This is a genomic window from Rhodococcus sp. I2R, from assembly GCF_020889545.1.
Classification (GTDB): Bacteria; Actinomycetota; Actinomycetes; order Mycobacteriales; family Mycobacteriaceae; genus Rhodococcoides.
The window spans coordinates 1-13,670 of the sequence record NZ_JAHUTG010000024.1 but is presented as its reverse complement, the minus strand read 5'-3'; the positions used below and the strand labels follow the sequence as shown (position 1 = coordinate 13,670).

Sequence of the window (13,670 nt, the reverse complement as noted above, 5' to 3'; positions counted from 1 at the left end):
TTCGGTTCTTCTCATACGTCACCAACGGGACATGGCAGCGACGCGTGCTCGGAAAAGGTGATCTAATCGTGGGAATCGAGCCGCCCACAGACGAGGATCGGACAATGCACCCAGCGTCGCGCGATCGACACCAGGGGCATGATCCACGGCAGCAGGAGGCGTCGAGTGCCGACGGTTCGCTGGTTTTCGGCGAGGAAACAGCCGCCTGGCCAGATCTCGCAGACCGGTACCGCATGCTCATCGAGCACACTCCTGATGCAATCTGCGTCCATCAGTTCGGTCGCATCGTCTACATGAACCCTGCAGGCCTTCGATACCTCGAGGCAGATGGCGATCCGAATCGGGTGATCGGACACGTCATCACCGAGTTCATCCACGCAGACTCGATCGCCCCGATGCTCTCGCGCATCGCCGATCTCGATTGTCAGGGGGCAGTCAGCGAGCCCTCCGAGGCCACGGTGATCACCGTGACCGGCGCCCATATCCCCGCCGAGGCGGTATCGGTGCGAACCACCTGGAGCGGACAGTCGGCATTTCAGGTGATCCTGCGGGACCTGACCGAGCACAAGGCCGCGCAGGAAGCCCTGCTCGGGCAGGCAGCGCTGATCAATCACGTCAGCGACGCCATTGTCTCGGTGTGTCGAGACGGGCTTGTCACCAGCTGGAACCCAGCCGCCGAGCAGGTGTACGGACACAGTTCCACAGCAGTCATCGGCCGCGATCTGTCTGCCGCGTTCGGCGTTGCTTGCTATCCGGCCGCGATCATCGCCGCAGGTGGACGTATACGAGATACCCACGTGAAAACTGACGGCTCACCGCTGGCCGTCACTGTCTCCGCCGCTCAGATGGGCGACGGCTTCGTGCTGGTCTGCGCCGACCAGACGGCTATCCGCCGGGCGGAGGAGCATTTCACCGCGGTGGTCGAATCGCTGGACGAGGGCGTCGTGGTTCTCGACCACACCGGTCACATCACCTCAGCGAACCGAGCTGCGAAATCGATACTGGACGTGCACGCCGGGCTTTCTACTCGAGGGCGGGCTTGGACGCTTCCGTTCCGCGTCTTCGACACCGATGAACACCCGGTGGATCCGGACAATCATCCTGTGGTGTCGACCCGGCGCACCGGCCTGCCGTCGACCGCCGTGATCGGCATCGAACGTCGTCGCGACAATCGTCGATTCTGGCTGTCGCTGACCGCTACCTTGCTCGACCCGGATGATGAGAACTCCTCCGTCGTCGCCGCATTCAGCGACATAACCAGCCAGCATCTCGAGGGAAAGGCGCTCGTGCACGCCGCCACCCACGATCATCTGACCGGGCTGCCCAACCGAACCTGCGTGCTCGAGCGCCTGGACGACGAGCTGGCCCGGCCGAGATCAGGACCGGTCACCGTCCTCTTCATCGACCTGGACAACTTCAAGGCAATCAACGACTCCCACGGCCACGCGGTTGGAGACGCCGTGCTCGAGTCGGTCGCGGACCGTCTCACCGAAGCGCTGACTACCGAGTCGATCGTCGGCCGCATCGGCGGCGACGAGTTCGTCGCCGTCATCCCGAACGGCAACGGAACCGAAGCGGACGAAGTACGCATCGAATTGTCCGTGCCGATGACGGTGTCCGACCGGACGCTGAGGGTGGCTGCGAGCATCGGGCAAGTCATCGTCTCGCCTCGGGATACCCGCAGTGCGCAGGACATCCTGAACGACGCCGACCTCGAGATGTATCAGTCCAAACCTCCGCCCAAGCAGCTGTCCGCGCAGAGGCAGCGCTAGCGAATCAGGTCTTGTCAGGGTAGAGGTGCCGACCAGGTCAGTATCGTCCCGCCTGTCTTCTCGGCTGCTGCGATAGTCATCTGCCCTCCGCATTCCTTGGCGCGTGAGCGTAGATTCTTGAGCCCGCTGGCAGCTATGACCTCGGGGATCCCCGCGCCGTTGTCGGTGATTTCGATGGTGAGGTCGTCGTCGACGCTGATCGCGATAGTCACGGTGCTCGCATCGGCGTGGCGAACGCAGTTGCTGATGCCCTCACGAAGGACCGCGAGTGCATGAGCTGCAAGCGGAACGTCGACGACCGAGAGAGGGCCGCTCACACGCAGGGTGGTCCGCAGTCCTGAGTCCTCGGTCATCTCCGAGACAACTGCGTTGACCTGCTGCCGCAGTCCGACCGTCGCTGCATCGGGGGACTGCAAGTCGAAGATAGCGGACCGAATGTCCTGGACTGTGTCCTGCAGGTCGTCGATCGTCGTGGCAAGCCGTGCCTGGATTTGTGGTGCTGTCACGCGCTGAGCCGTGCTTTGCAGCGACAGCCCAGCGGCGAAGATCCGCTGAATGACCCGGTCGTGCAAGTCTCGGGCGATGCGATCACGCTCGCCCAGCACGTCGAGTTCGCGGAGTCTCCGCGCGGCGTTCGCCATCTGCACGGTGACCGCGGCCTGGTCGGCGAACGCGGACACCAATTCGAGCTGATCGCAGTCGAACGGCTCGCTCGATGCCTTGCGCAACACCACGAGAACACCGGTGACGCGATCGGCAGCGCGAAGGGGCGAGATGAGAGCAGGTCCGAAGTCCGTGTTCGATCCAGCTGTCGCGTCGAATTCGAGACGGTCGGCGCGGATCGGTGTCCCTCCCCGGAAGGAGGTACCGGAGGTCGAACCGTATACGGGCAAGACATTTCCCAGGACGCTGCCCGACTCCGTCGACCGATCGCCGGCCACGATGTTGATCACGAGCTCGGTGACGTCCTCCGCTGGGGCATCCGGGTCGATCGGTGTGGCGATGAAGGCGAGGTCCGCGGCAGTGAGAGTGAGCGCTTTTGCAGCGACCGTGTGCAGGACCTGATCTGTGTCGGTGCCACTGAGAAGTTCGGTTGCGATATCGCGCGTGGCTTCCATCCACGACTGCTTCGTACGAGCCTCGTCGTACAGGCGCGCGTTCTCGATAGCGACGCCGGCCGCCGAAGCGAGCGCGCGAATGACCGCTTCGTCGTCCTCGGTGAAAGATCGGTTGCCGTTCTTTTCCGTCAGATAGAGATTGCCGAACACCTCGTTGCGTACGCGGATCGGCACACCCAGAAACGAGTTCATGGGCGGGTGGCCTGCAGGAAAACCGATCGACGACGGGTGATCCGACAAACACGTGAGCCTGATGGCACGAGGCTCGTCGATGAGCAAACCAAGGACACCGCCACCCGTTGGCAGCGGCCCGATTCGCGCTGCGGTCTCCTCGTCGATTCCGTGATAGATGAACGCGCTGAGTTCATGATTGTGCCCACGGACTCCGAGCGCGCCGTAACGTGCATCGACGAGTTGAACCGCAGATTCGACGATCGACCGTAGCGTGGCTTCCAAGTCCAAGCCCTTGGAAATGACGAGCATCGAATGCAGCAGAGCATCGAGTTGCTCGCGGGCGTCGACGATCTTGCCGAGGCGCTCTTGAACTTCACCTAGGAGCTCGCGAAGCCGCAGTTGAGACAGCGTGCCACTCAGTTCGCCGGGTTGGTTGCTGGGTTGGTTGCTCAAGGATTCGAACTCATTTCCGACCACCCGGAATATTATGCCTATGATGTCCGCCAGGCGCACGCAGAACCTGTGAGACGTCACACTTTCTGATGCTGGAAATTGGGATAGAGCAGCAGTCCCCCGTAGCAGGTTCGAACCGGGGCGGGGCCTGAGGCTCGACCCCACCGCGCGGACGTCGACCCAGCGGTGTCACATGGACCAGCGGTGTCACATGGACCAGCGGTGTCACATGGACCAGCGGTGTCACATGGACCAGCGGAGTCACATGGAGATGACGGCAGCACCTGCGAAACGGCCGTGCCGTAGGTCTCGAAGTGCGGCAGGAAGACCGTCGAAGTCATATGTTGTCGTCTCGAGGTGTATTCGATCCTGGTCACAGCGCGCCAGAAATGCTCGTGCGTCGGCGCGGGTGTAGGACTCGACGCTGCGTAGCTTCTTTTCGTGGAACAGATGTAGTTGGTAGTCCAGGATCGGAATGTCGGACATGTAGATCCCCGCCAGCACTGCGGTGCCACCGGAGTCGAGGGCTTCGAGAGCTGTCGGGACGAGAGTGCCGACGGGTGCGAATACGATCGCCGAATCCAGTTTCTCGGGTGGCGCATCGAAGGCCCCTTGCGCGGATACCGCGCCCAATGACCGTGCAAGTTCCTGGGCAGCCGAGCCGCGGGTCTTGACGTGCACGCGGGCACCGTCGAGCACCGCGAGCTGGGCGACGATATGGGCGCTCGCGCCGAAGCCGTAGAGGCCGAGCCGCCCACCGCTGGGTACACCGGCGCAGGCCAGGGCGCGATAGCCGATGATGCCCGCGCACAGCAGTGGCGCCAACTCGATCGCGCTGTATCCGCGTGGCAGTTCCAAGACATAGTCGGCGGGCACGACGGCGAACTCGGCGAAGCCACCGTCACGATCCCACCCCGTGTACAACGAAGCGAGACACAGATTTTCTCGTCCACTAAGGCACTGAGCGCAGACTCCGCAAGTATTCCGAAGCCATGCGGCTCCCACCACATCACCCACACGATGATTCGTCTTCGTCTCTGGCCCGATACCGACGACGGTGCCCACGATCTCGTGGCCCGGCACGACATGAGGGAGGTGAACGGGCAAGTCGCCTTCGACGACGTGCAAGTCCGTTCGGCAGACGGCGCAGGCATCGACCGCGAGGAGAATTTCGCCGATACCGGGTCGCGGAGGCGGTTCCTCGACCATCTTCAAGGGTTCGCCATCGATCGATCCGGGTCGCTGTACACGCCAGGCTTTCATCCCTGCAGTCTCGACCGGTCCTCGCCGAGCGGACTAGGGCCGTAGGTCACCCAGGAGGTCGACGACGCTCAGTCTTCGAGCTTCGACGCGTAGACCGCTGCCTGCGTGCGTCGTTCCATGCCCAGTTTCGACAGCAGGCGCGAGACATAGTTCTTTACGGTCTTCTCCGCGAGAAACATCCGATCGGCAATTTGCCGGTTCGTCAGACCCTCTCCGAGAAGGGCGAGAAGTTTGCGTTCCTGCTCCGTGAGACTCCGGAGTGGACCAGCTACGGGCGTTTCCTCCGAAGACCTCAGTTTCTCCATCAGCACGGCCGCTGCGCGATTGTCCAACAGGGACTTACCGCTCCCGACGTCTTTGATTGCCGCAGTCAGTTCCATCCCTCGGATGTCCTTGACTATGTAGCCCTTGGCGCCGGCGAGTATTGCATCGAGCATGGCCTGGTCTTCGGTGAAGGATGTCAGCATCAGGCACCGGAGCGTCGGCATGGTGGACATCAGTTCGCGGCACAGCTCTACACCGTTGCCGTCGGGCAACTGGACATCGAGAACAGCGACGTCTGGGCGCAAGGCAGGTATCCGAGCCAGAGCGTTGCTCACAGTGCCAGCCTCGCCGACGACTGTGAGGTCGGGATCGGAGTCGATGAGATCGATGAGTCCTCGACGAACGATCTCATGGTCATCGACCAGAAAAACAGATATCACGGTATCTCCTCGGATGGATAGAGCTGCCAGCATACTGTCGACTCGCAAACTGTGATGCCGGCCGAAAGTCTCCGAAGTCAGTGACGATCGGCTCTGTCCGCCGAGAAACCGATACATCACTGTGAGAGGAACCCATTGTTGTCGAGATGGGCATCTTCGAGGAGACGTGAATCGTGAACGTTCAACCAGATCCACCGGTGGTCGAAATGATGGTCGAACTTGCTTGTCGAGCGCCGTCGGTGCACAACAGTCAACCGTGGAAATGGTCGTACGCAGACGGTTACGTAGACCTCCATACCGATCGAACACGCTTGTTGAGCACGATCGACCCCACGGGCCGTCAACTGACCATCAGCTGCGGTGCGGCGCTGGACCACCTCGAAAAGGCGGCCACGACCTTCAAGTGGGCGACCGAAGTCGAGCTACTCCCCAGCCGCAATTCGCCCGACCATCTTGCGCGCGTGCACTTCGTGCGCGGCGCGCATCCTCAGTCACACGAGTTCGACCTCTTGACCGCTATCAACCGTCGGCATTCGGACCGCAGACCGTTCGGGACGCTGTCGGGCAGCCGAATCGACACGCCGCAAATGCGAGAGGCGGCCGAGCGTTGCGACACCCGTTTGACGGTCGTTTCGCCGGAGGGAAGGCAGACCCTGGCTGCCGCGTCGAGGCTCAGTGCCGGTGTCAGGAAGTACGACGCGACTTATCAGGCCGAAATGCGGTGGTGGGCCGGTCATGCTTTCGCCTCGGAGGGAATCCCCTCGAACTCGCTCGCGCCTCACATGGAATCGTCGAATGCAGAACTGGGACGGCAGTTCCCGGAACCGCGCGCGGCGGCCACCAGTACGTCGTCGATCGACGACGAGTCTGCCGTCGTGCTGTTGAGTACGAACTCTGATCTGCGCCTGGACTGGGTGAACTGCGGCCGGGCGCTCTCGTCGTACTTGCTCGAAGCCACGGTGGGCGGGCTGTCGACGTGCCCCTTGACACACATGACAGAGCAGTCGGGCAGTCGTGCGTTGGTCAAGTCGCTCGCTCCGGACAGCGGAGTGCCGCAGGTGTTGATCCGAATCGGTACCAAACCGGAGGGTGCGGTCCAGAAGGCAACGCCGCGACGGCTGGTGTCGTCTGTCCTGACCATCGACGGCGGGCGGGCAACGAACCGACGTGGACCGTTGCCGAGGTAGCGGCTCGAAGGCACACCGCGCCGCACCAACGGTGATAGCGAATCGAACCAGTCCACATGGAGGAAACCTTGTCTACGTTGGCCAGTCATCGACGGATCGTTGTGGGCGTCGACGGATCCGTGAACTCGCTCGGTGCAGCCCGATGGGCGGCTGCGGTGGCCGCGCGGATGAACCTGCCCTTGCATCTGCTGTGTGCAGTGGACCGACAGCTGTTCGCATATCGAGGATTCGACGCATCGGGTTCGAGCGGGTGGGACGGAATGCTCCTGGCCGCATCGAATGCAGTCCTCGACGAGGCATCGACGGTGGTACTCGCCAACCATCCCGAGATCACCGTGAGCAGAGAGTCTTCGAGTGACTTCGTGGCACGCGCTCTGCTGGACAGTTCCGATCACGCTCGCTTGCTCGTCGTCGGACAGTCCGGGTGGGGTTCGCTCGGCAGCACACTCGTCGGTTCTACAACGCAGTTGGTGGTCGATCAGGCCGGGTGCCCTGTGGTGGTGTGGAAGGGGCCCGAGAACAAGGAGCCCGACCGCGGGCCGGTGGTGGTGGGTGTGGATGGTAGCGAGCTGAGCACGAGGGCCGTGGACGAGTCATTCGAGTTCGCGGCTGCATTCGGTGCGCCCGTCATAGCGGTGCACACATGGAGTGCAGCTATGACAGCCGGTGTGTTCAAGATACCGGTGATGCTCGATTCGCAGGCGGTGGCAGCGTCCGAGGAAGCGGTGCTGTCCGAGAGTCTTGCAGGCAAGAGCGAGCAGTTCCCCGAAGTTGCTGTGCAACGGGTGATGCGCGAAGCCAACCCGGCATCGACACTTCTGCAGGTTTCCGATGCGACGCAGTTGATCGTGGTGGGCAGCAGGGGGCATACGGGTCTGCTCGGTGCTATCGCCGGATCTACCAGCCGAAATCTCCTCTATCACGCGAAGGTGCCGCTGATGATCTGTCGTCCACCTCGATTCTGATTGGCGTGCCCGGCGGTGCGTCCGCCGATCCGGCTGCGGTTATTCGAGGACGAAATGCCCTATTCGAGAGCGCTGCGTTTGACATGCAATCTACGTAAGCATCCACAACTGGCATGTGTTCTCGGAAGGGGTCTCGATGTCCAGCGACGTGGGCCAGAACCCGCCACTACCCGAATTCGAGCCGTGGAATACGCTCGATTTGGTCATGGTCGATCGACTCATCGAGGTCGCATCGACCGCGCGAGTACGCAGTCGCGACCATGGCTATCGAACTGTCGACATCGTCGTGATCGGTCGACGGATCTACTTCATTGCCGATCCTGAATCGGGCTTGGGCGCGACGTCGATCGCCAGCCCCGTCACCCTGGAGATTGACGTCGCGCAATCAGCGGAGAATGGGATCTCGACGATTGTCGTCCACGGGTCGGCATGTCGGGCCGCGGCCGATCTCGCGGCCAACTCCTACCCGTCCGGCGGACGCGAGTCCGGTCGACTCGTCGAGGTCACTCCGATGTGGTATTCGGGCGGCACATCACATCAGCAACCAGGAGGCCCGAACTTGGAAACGAGTTGACTACGACGAGAATCGTCCATGAGTTGCTACAAAACAAGTACGAGAAACAAATCGAGGGAGTGTTCATGACAGATTTTTCCGATCGCGGTCTGCCCGTGGTGGTGTGCGTCGACGGCTTCGACGAAACGATCGCCGCTGTGAAGTGGGCTGCGGCGTACGCTGCGAAGTTGCAGGTGCTCTTGCGACTTGTCCACACCGTTCCCGCTCGCGATTGGTTTGGCTCTGCGGTCCTTTCGGACGATGGCGCGCTGGAGAGCCATTTGCGCGAGCAAGGACGCGTATGTCTCGAACGAGCGGCGGATGCTGCGCGGGAGGTCTCGCCCGGTCTGTCGGTCGAAACTACGATAGAAGGTGTCTCCATATCGGCCTACGTTTCGGACGTCCAGGCTCAGTTGGTTGTGTTGGGCACCCGCAAGTCGGGCTACGCTCGCGATTTAGTTCTGGGCAGCAACACCATTCGTATGGTCGATCAAGCGAAATGCCCAGTGCTGGTCTGGCGGGAAGAAGCCGAGTCCACTGACGCAGCGCGCCCGATCGTGGTCGGTATCGACGGCAGCAGTCAATCGGATCGTGCCTTCGCCATTGCATCGGGTATTGCGCACGCATTCGAGAAGCCGCTCGTCGCAGCTAACTTCTGGGGGATTGCCGCTGATATCGGTATCGGAATGGGCGCCGGTTACATCGACTGGGAAAAGGTGAGATCCGATGAGAAGCGCTGGCTGACATCGCACGTAGAGGATCTTCAGCTCGCGAACCCCGATGTGGAACTGTCTATCCTCAGCAAGGAATCTTCCCCGTCCCGAGGTATGCGTGCGCTGTCGTCGAAGGCCTCGATCGTGGCGGTCGGGTGTCGAGGTCGCGGTGCGCTTCGCGGTGCCGTCCTCGGCTCGGTGAGCCAGAATCTGATTCATCACGCTGATTGCTCGGTACTGATAGTGCGTTGAGCGACTAGTGCGTTGAGCCAAGACGCTCCTCCTGGCGCACCGGTCAGGTTTTCGGCGACGTGTTCACCGCCACGAGGGTTCGTCCCCACTCTTCGGCTCGAACGACCTCACCCTGCTTCAATGTTGTGCTCGCGTCCACCAAGAAGCTCTCCGGTCCGACTATCAGAGTCCAGCCCAGTTTCTGCAACAGTTTGGCGATCGTCTTCGATGCACGACCGGTGATCAATGGGGACCGATCTAAACGTGTATCGAACGCTGCGGCGCAGCTGTCGACGGCGTCCAGGGTGGACAGCCACTCTCTGATGCCGGTGCCGGAGGCGGCGGAATCGAGCTGCAGAGTGGCGCCCGGCTGACCTGCGGCATCGATTGCGCCCTGTCGTGTTCGTTGGCGGCTCAGACCGTGTATATGGGTCGGGCCGCCGACCACCACGAGGTCATAGGTAGCAAGGTCGAACTCGGACGCGTGCGAAGCAGGCACGACCTCGACGACCGCAGTACTCGCTCCGGACGTCTCAGCCGAACCCACGTCGGCGGACCCTATGCCTTTCGCGATCGCCTCGGCGATCTTGCGTGTATTGCCGTACATCGATTCGTAGATGATCAGGGCTTTCATCGAATGCTCCTAGGATCGTCCGCGGTCGGTACGCGGTGTATTGCCGAGCTCAACGCGGCGGAGGCAGCTCGGACCGACTCGTCGACATCGCGAGAGCAGTCGACGACCGTGGCAGTGCGCCAGGTTCTACGCGTGCTCGCCATTGCCTCGTACACTTCGCGTGTTGCATCGGAGACGTGTACTCGGCGATTTCCAATGCGACGCAACGACACATCCGCCGGAACGCGACATTCGATTTCGACGAGTTCGGAATAGCTCATGCTAGCGAGCAGCCCGGCCCGTTCTCTCATTCCAGGGTCGGACCACGAACCGTCGAGAATGACCGAACGGCCTGCGGCGAGTTCTGAGCGGGCTCGCCGCAGTAGTTCGGCATACGTGTGATCGGTCATGCTGGGCGTGTACAAGCCCTGCTCGAACGGGTCGGCGTGCGAGTCGGTCGGTTCGAGGCCTGCCAGTTCCTTCCGCACAATATCGGTGGACAGCACGATTGCCCCGGTTTTGCGCGCCAGTCCTGCCGCGAGCGTCGATTTGCCGGTTCCGGGCAAGCCGCCGATCAGTGTCATCGTCATGGTCGCTGATTCGAGATGTTCGAGCGCTAGTCGCGCGTGCTCCACGGCGTCAGGTACGGACTCGGTGCGTCCTTGACGAGCACGAAGGCATGCAACTTTTGCGCGCACGGTGGCGCGATATGCGATGTAGTGGTCGATCAAGGATCGGGGAGGGGCGTCACACGCTGCCTCCAAGTAGGAATCGAGGAAGTAACGAGCCGCGTCGGCCCGCTGTAGATACTCGAGATCCATCGCCAAACAGGCGGCGTCGTCGATGCGATCCACGTATCGTAGCTTGTCGTCGAAGTCCAGGCAGTCGAGAATTCGTGGGCCGTCCTCCATGCAGAATATGTCGTCGGCCAACAGGTCACCGTGGCCGTCGACAATGTGCCCGTGGTCGATACGGGCATCGAACAATGCGCCGCGGCCATCGATGAAACGTGTCGCACGGAAGCCGATTTCGTCGACGGTGGTCGAGTCGAGAATGCCTGCGGACAGTTCGCGCAGCTCTCGGATATTCGCCGACCAGCGTCCCCGCAGCGCTTCCCGGGTGCCCTCGTGGTCGATCGCTTCGCGGCGGGGACTGTTTCGGTGGACTCTCGCGACAATTCTCGCGATGGCGGCAAGTTGTTCGGTGAGATCCGCGCCATCGGCGGCGAGAACAGCCAGCTTGGCGGAGTCCGGAAGCCTGAGCATCTTCAGCAGGGGTTCCGACGCACCGCCGGCGGGGTCCGTCAATTCGGCGATCCCCACATAGACATCCGGCGCGAAACGGGCGTTCAGGATGTACTCGCGTTCGAGCGCGCTCCATCTCGATTCCACCGTTCGAAAGTCGAGAAAATCGGTTTTGATCGGTTTCTTCATTTTGTAGGCGATCGTCTCGAGTAGGAGCACGATGGCCGAATGTGTTTCGCGAGCGGTGACGCTCTGAGGGATATTCTCCTGAGACCCGCTCTGTGTGACCGAGGTAGGACGCTGATCGAGTGCGGTCATCTGCTACTCCTCCATGCAAAGGGTTGTCCGGTGAATTCGGACTCGACTGCGGTGTCGACCGGTCCATATCGGAACAACTGGGCCATTACGTGCACACGCTACGGAGACTGCATCGAACACTCTGCTGACGTAGGTCCTCTGCTTCGGTGACCTATGTCAGACGTCCTACTCAGCCGCGGAGCGTTTCATGAGATCGGGACGGTGGCTGTCCTGATTGTCATCGGGTGAGCGAGACAGAAGGAGTGGCGGATGCCCAACCTCATAGAGTTGCCGATCTACGTCGGAATCGATGGATCAGACACTGCGCTGGAGGCTTGCAAGTGGGCGGCACAGTACGCCGATAGCACCAGCATGTCGCTGATCCTTGTGTATGCGATGCCGGACGCCGAGAGACAACTCGGCACTGCGGCAACGCGGGATGAGAATCTCCTTTCGGAAGAAGTGCACAGTGTCGGTCGACGCGTGCTCGCCGCGGCCGAAAGTCTCGTTGACGCTGTTGCTCCGTCCGTCAACGTGGAAACTGTGCTCACCCGCGCACCGATCGCTTCCTTCCTCGCATCGGTGTCGAGCAATGCGTCGTTGGTGGTGGTCGGATCAGAGGCTCGCCACGGACTTCGTGATCTCGTGTTGGGTGGAGAAGTAATCAGGATCTCCAATGCTGTCGAATGCCCGGTCATGGTGCGTCGAGCACTCGAGGCAGCGCAGACCGACACGGTTCTGCCTGTTGTGGTCGGGATCGACTATTCGGAAACATCTCGACACGTCGCCACGACGGCGTTCGAATATGCGCGTGCACTGCATGCGCCGCTTGTTGTCACGCACGCGTGGCAGGTTGGGACCGCTGTGGGGATCGGCTATGGCGCATGCGTCATCGACTGGGAAAAGGTCCGAGTCGACAACGAACGTTGGCTGCGCGAGTTCGTCGAGACGCTACGCGAAAAGTTTGCCGACGTGCGCCTCACGGTGCAATCGGTCGAGGGATCCCCAGCTCGCCATCTCCAACACCTCTCTGCCAAGGCGCAGCTCGTTGTGGTCGGGAGTCACAAACGCTCGAAGATCGCTGGTGCAGTGCTTGGTTCGGTCAGTCAGAACATGTTGCACCACTCGAAGTGTTCGGTGTTGCTGGTCCACTGAACGACAGCCGTCGACGACGGTTTTCGTGGGACCAAATCCCACCGATGAGGTGACCACGGACTCTGAATGCGGCGGCTGGGGTCTTGGATGATCGAACTGCAGCACGAGCATCCATTTCGATTCGAATGTTCACGTGAGCCCGAACTCGTCATCCCCAAGGAGCCCTGATGCGTCCCATCAAAGTAGTTGCGCTTGTGCTCGGATGCTTCAGTGCCCTCATTGGAATAGCGTTGCTTTTTGCGGCCGCGTTCCTGTCCTGGGGGTATTTCGTTCAGCGCGATGGCGGTGAGAGCACGCTCCCGCCGGAGGAGTTTCGAACCTCGTCCAGTGCGCTTGTTTCGGACAACTTCGACATCTTCGACTCCGCTTACAGCCTCGACGTGCTGGGTGTCGACAACCTTGGATATGTCACTCTCGGAGCGACTTCTCGTGATCCCGGCACCGACGTTTTCGTCGGTATCGGCCCTACTGAACAGGTTCTCGGCTACCTGGACGACGTGGCACACGCACGGATCGACGAGGTGTCCTTCAACCCCTTCCGGGTGACCTATGACGAGGTGCCGGGGGACAGGGCCGCTTCACCACCTGCCGACGAGCAGTTCTGGTCCTCGAGTGCGGCTGGGCCAGGGGCGCAGAAACTGTCCTGGAATCTTCGAGACGGTTCATGGACGGCCGTTGTGATGAATGCCGACGCCAGTCCTGCTGTGGCCGTTGACCTGCAACTGGGTGCCCACCTGGAGTTTCTCGGAGCTCTCACGCTGGCCGTCCTGGGGGCGGCCGTGGTCTTTCTCCTTATCGGAGTACCACTGATCATTATCGGCGCGGTGGCAATAGGTCGACACCATGCGCCCCCCGCGAGCACGACTGCTACCGATCCAGAATGGTCCGGCGCTTCCGGACCTCGTCCCGTAGCGTCTGCGCCGTATCCCACCACACTCACCGGTGTAATCGACCAGCCGCTTTCACGGGGTCTGTGGCTCGTGAAATGGCTGCTGCTCATTCCCCACTACATCGTTTTGGTGTTCCTCGGTGTCGCGTTCTTCGTGACCACCGTTGCATCGGGCTTCGCCATCTTGTTCAGCGGACGGTATCCACGCGGCCTGTTTGTCAGCGGTCACGTAATTCCCCAGGCTTGAGGGGTTGTCCGTCACGTAATTCCTCACCCGCTGTCACGTAATTCCTCACCCTGGGGCGTGTCGGTGCGGGGTTCGGGTGCTGCTCAGGTTCG

The 13,670-nt window shown here is 61.6% G+C and carries 12 protein-coding genes; 7 read left to right on the top strand and 5 right to left on the bottom strand.

Features of this window, described 5'->3' with window-relative positions; all coding sequences use genetic code 11:
- The first annotated feature begins 104 nt into the window (after nucleotides 1-104).
- Nucleotides 105-1,772: a bifunctional diguanylate cyclase/phosphodiesterase gene (locus tag KVY23_RS20525; RefSeq protein ID WP_230558025.1), complete on the top strand. Its 1,668-nt coding sequence runs from the start codon at nucleotides 105-107 to the stop codon at nucleotides 1,770-1,772.
- A 14-nt stretch (nucleotides 1,773-1,786) separates the two neighbouring features.
- Here KVY23_RS20525 and KVY23_RS20520 read toward each other — a convergent pair whose 3' ends face one another.
- From KVY23_RS20520 to KVY23_RS20510, 3 genes are all read right to left on the bottom strand, one after another.
- Entirely contained in the window at nucleotides 1,787-3,517 is a 1,731-nt protein-coding gene (locus tag KVY23_RS20520) for a GAF domain-containing protein (RefSeq protein ID WP_230558024.1), read from the bottom strand.
- A 261-nt stretch (nucleotides 3,518-3,778) separates the two neighbouring features.
- Complete coding sequence (locus KVY23_RS20515; protein WP_230558023.1) at nucleotides 3,779-4,780, bottom strand: zinc-dependent alcohol dehydrogenase family protein; 1,002 nt, start codon at nucleotides 4,778-4,780, stop codon at nucleotides 3,779-3,781.
- Nucleotides 4,781-4,848: 68 nt separating this feature from the next.
- Nucleotides 4,849-5,484: a response regulator transcription factor gene (locus KVY23_RS20510; protein ID WP_075837649.1), complete on the bottom strand. Its 636-nt coding sequence runs from the start codon at nucleotides 5,482-5,484 to the stop codon at nucleotides 4,849-4,851.
- Nucleotides 5,485-5,657: 173 nt separating this feature from the next.
- Between KVY23_RS20510 and KVY23_RS20505 the strand changes: the two genes are divergently transcribed.
- The 4 genes from KVY23_RS20505 (at nucleotide 5,658) to KVY23_RS20490 (ending at nucleotide 9,154) form a co-directional block, all read left to right on the top strand.
- Nucleotides 5,658-6,671, top strand: a complete 1,014-nt coding sequence (locus KVY23_RS20505; protein WP_308071104.1) for a hypothetical protein — start codon at nucleotides 5,658-5,660, stop codon at nucleotides 6,669-6,671.
- Between the two features lie 68 nt (nucleotides 6,672-6,739).
- Nucleotides 6,740-7,636, top strand: a complete 897-nt coding sequence (locus KVY23_RS20500; RefSeq protein ID WP_230558022.1) for a universal stress protein — start codon at nucleotides 6,740-6,742, stop codon at nucleotides 7,634-7,636.
- Between the two features lie 136 nt (nucleotides 7,637-7,772).
- A complete protein-coding gene (locus KVY23_RS20495) occupies nucleotides 7,773-8,210 on the top strand; it encodes a hypothetical protein (protein ID WP_230558021.1) in 438 nt (145 codons plus the stop codon).
- 65 nt (nucleotides 8,211-8,275) lie between these two features.
- Complete coding sequence (locus KVY23_RS20490) at nucleotides 8,276-9,154, top strand: universal stress protein (protein ID WP_230558020.1); 879 nt, start codon at nucleotides 8,276-8,278, stop codon at nucleotides 9,152-9,154.
- Between the two features lie 43 nt (nucleotides 9,155-9,197).
- Here KVY23_RS20490 and KVY23_RS20485 read toward each other — a convergent pair whose 3' ends face one another.
- Both KVY23_RS20485 and KVY23_RS20480 read right to left on the bottom strand, forming a co-directional pair.
- A complete protein-coding gene (locus tag KVY23_RS20485) occupies nucleotides 9,198-9,767 on the bottom strand; it encodes a flavodoxin family protein (protein ID WP_230558019.1) in 570 nt (189 codons plus the stop codon).
- A complete protein-coding gene (locus KVY23_RS20480; protein WP_230558018.1) occupies nucleotides 9,764-11,308 on the bottom strand; it encodes an AAA family ATPase in 1,545 nt (514 codons plus the stop codon). The genes KVY23_RS20485 and KVY23_RS20480 overlap by 4 nt, the downstream gene beginning before the upstream one ends.
- A gap of 249 nt (nucleotides 11,309-11,557) precedes the next feature.
- On the opposite strand from KVY23_RS20480, the gene KVY23_RS20475 reads away from it, so the two are divergent.
- Together KVY23_RS20475 and KVY23_RS20470 are read left to right on the top strand one after the other, a co-directional pair.
- Nucleotides 11,558-12,442, top strand: coding sequence for a universal stress protein (locus KVY23_RS20475; RefSeq protein WP_230558017.1), 885 nt, complete (start codon nucleotides 11,558-11,560; stop codon nucleotides 12,440-12,442).
- A 167-nt stretch (nucleotides 12,443-12,609) separates the two neighbouring features.
- Complete coding sequence (locus KVY23_RS20470) at nucleotides 12,610-13,578, top strand: DUF4389 domain-containing protein (protein WP_230558016.1); 969 nt, start codon at nucleotides 12,610-12,612, stop codon at nucleotides 13,576-13,578.
- The last annotated feature ends 92 nt before the right edge of the window (nucleotides 13,579-13,670 follow it).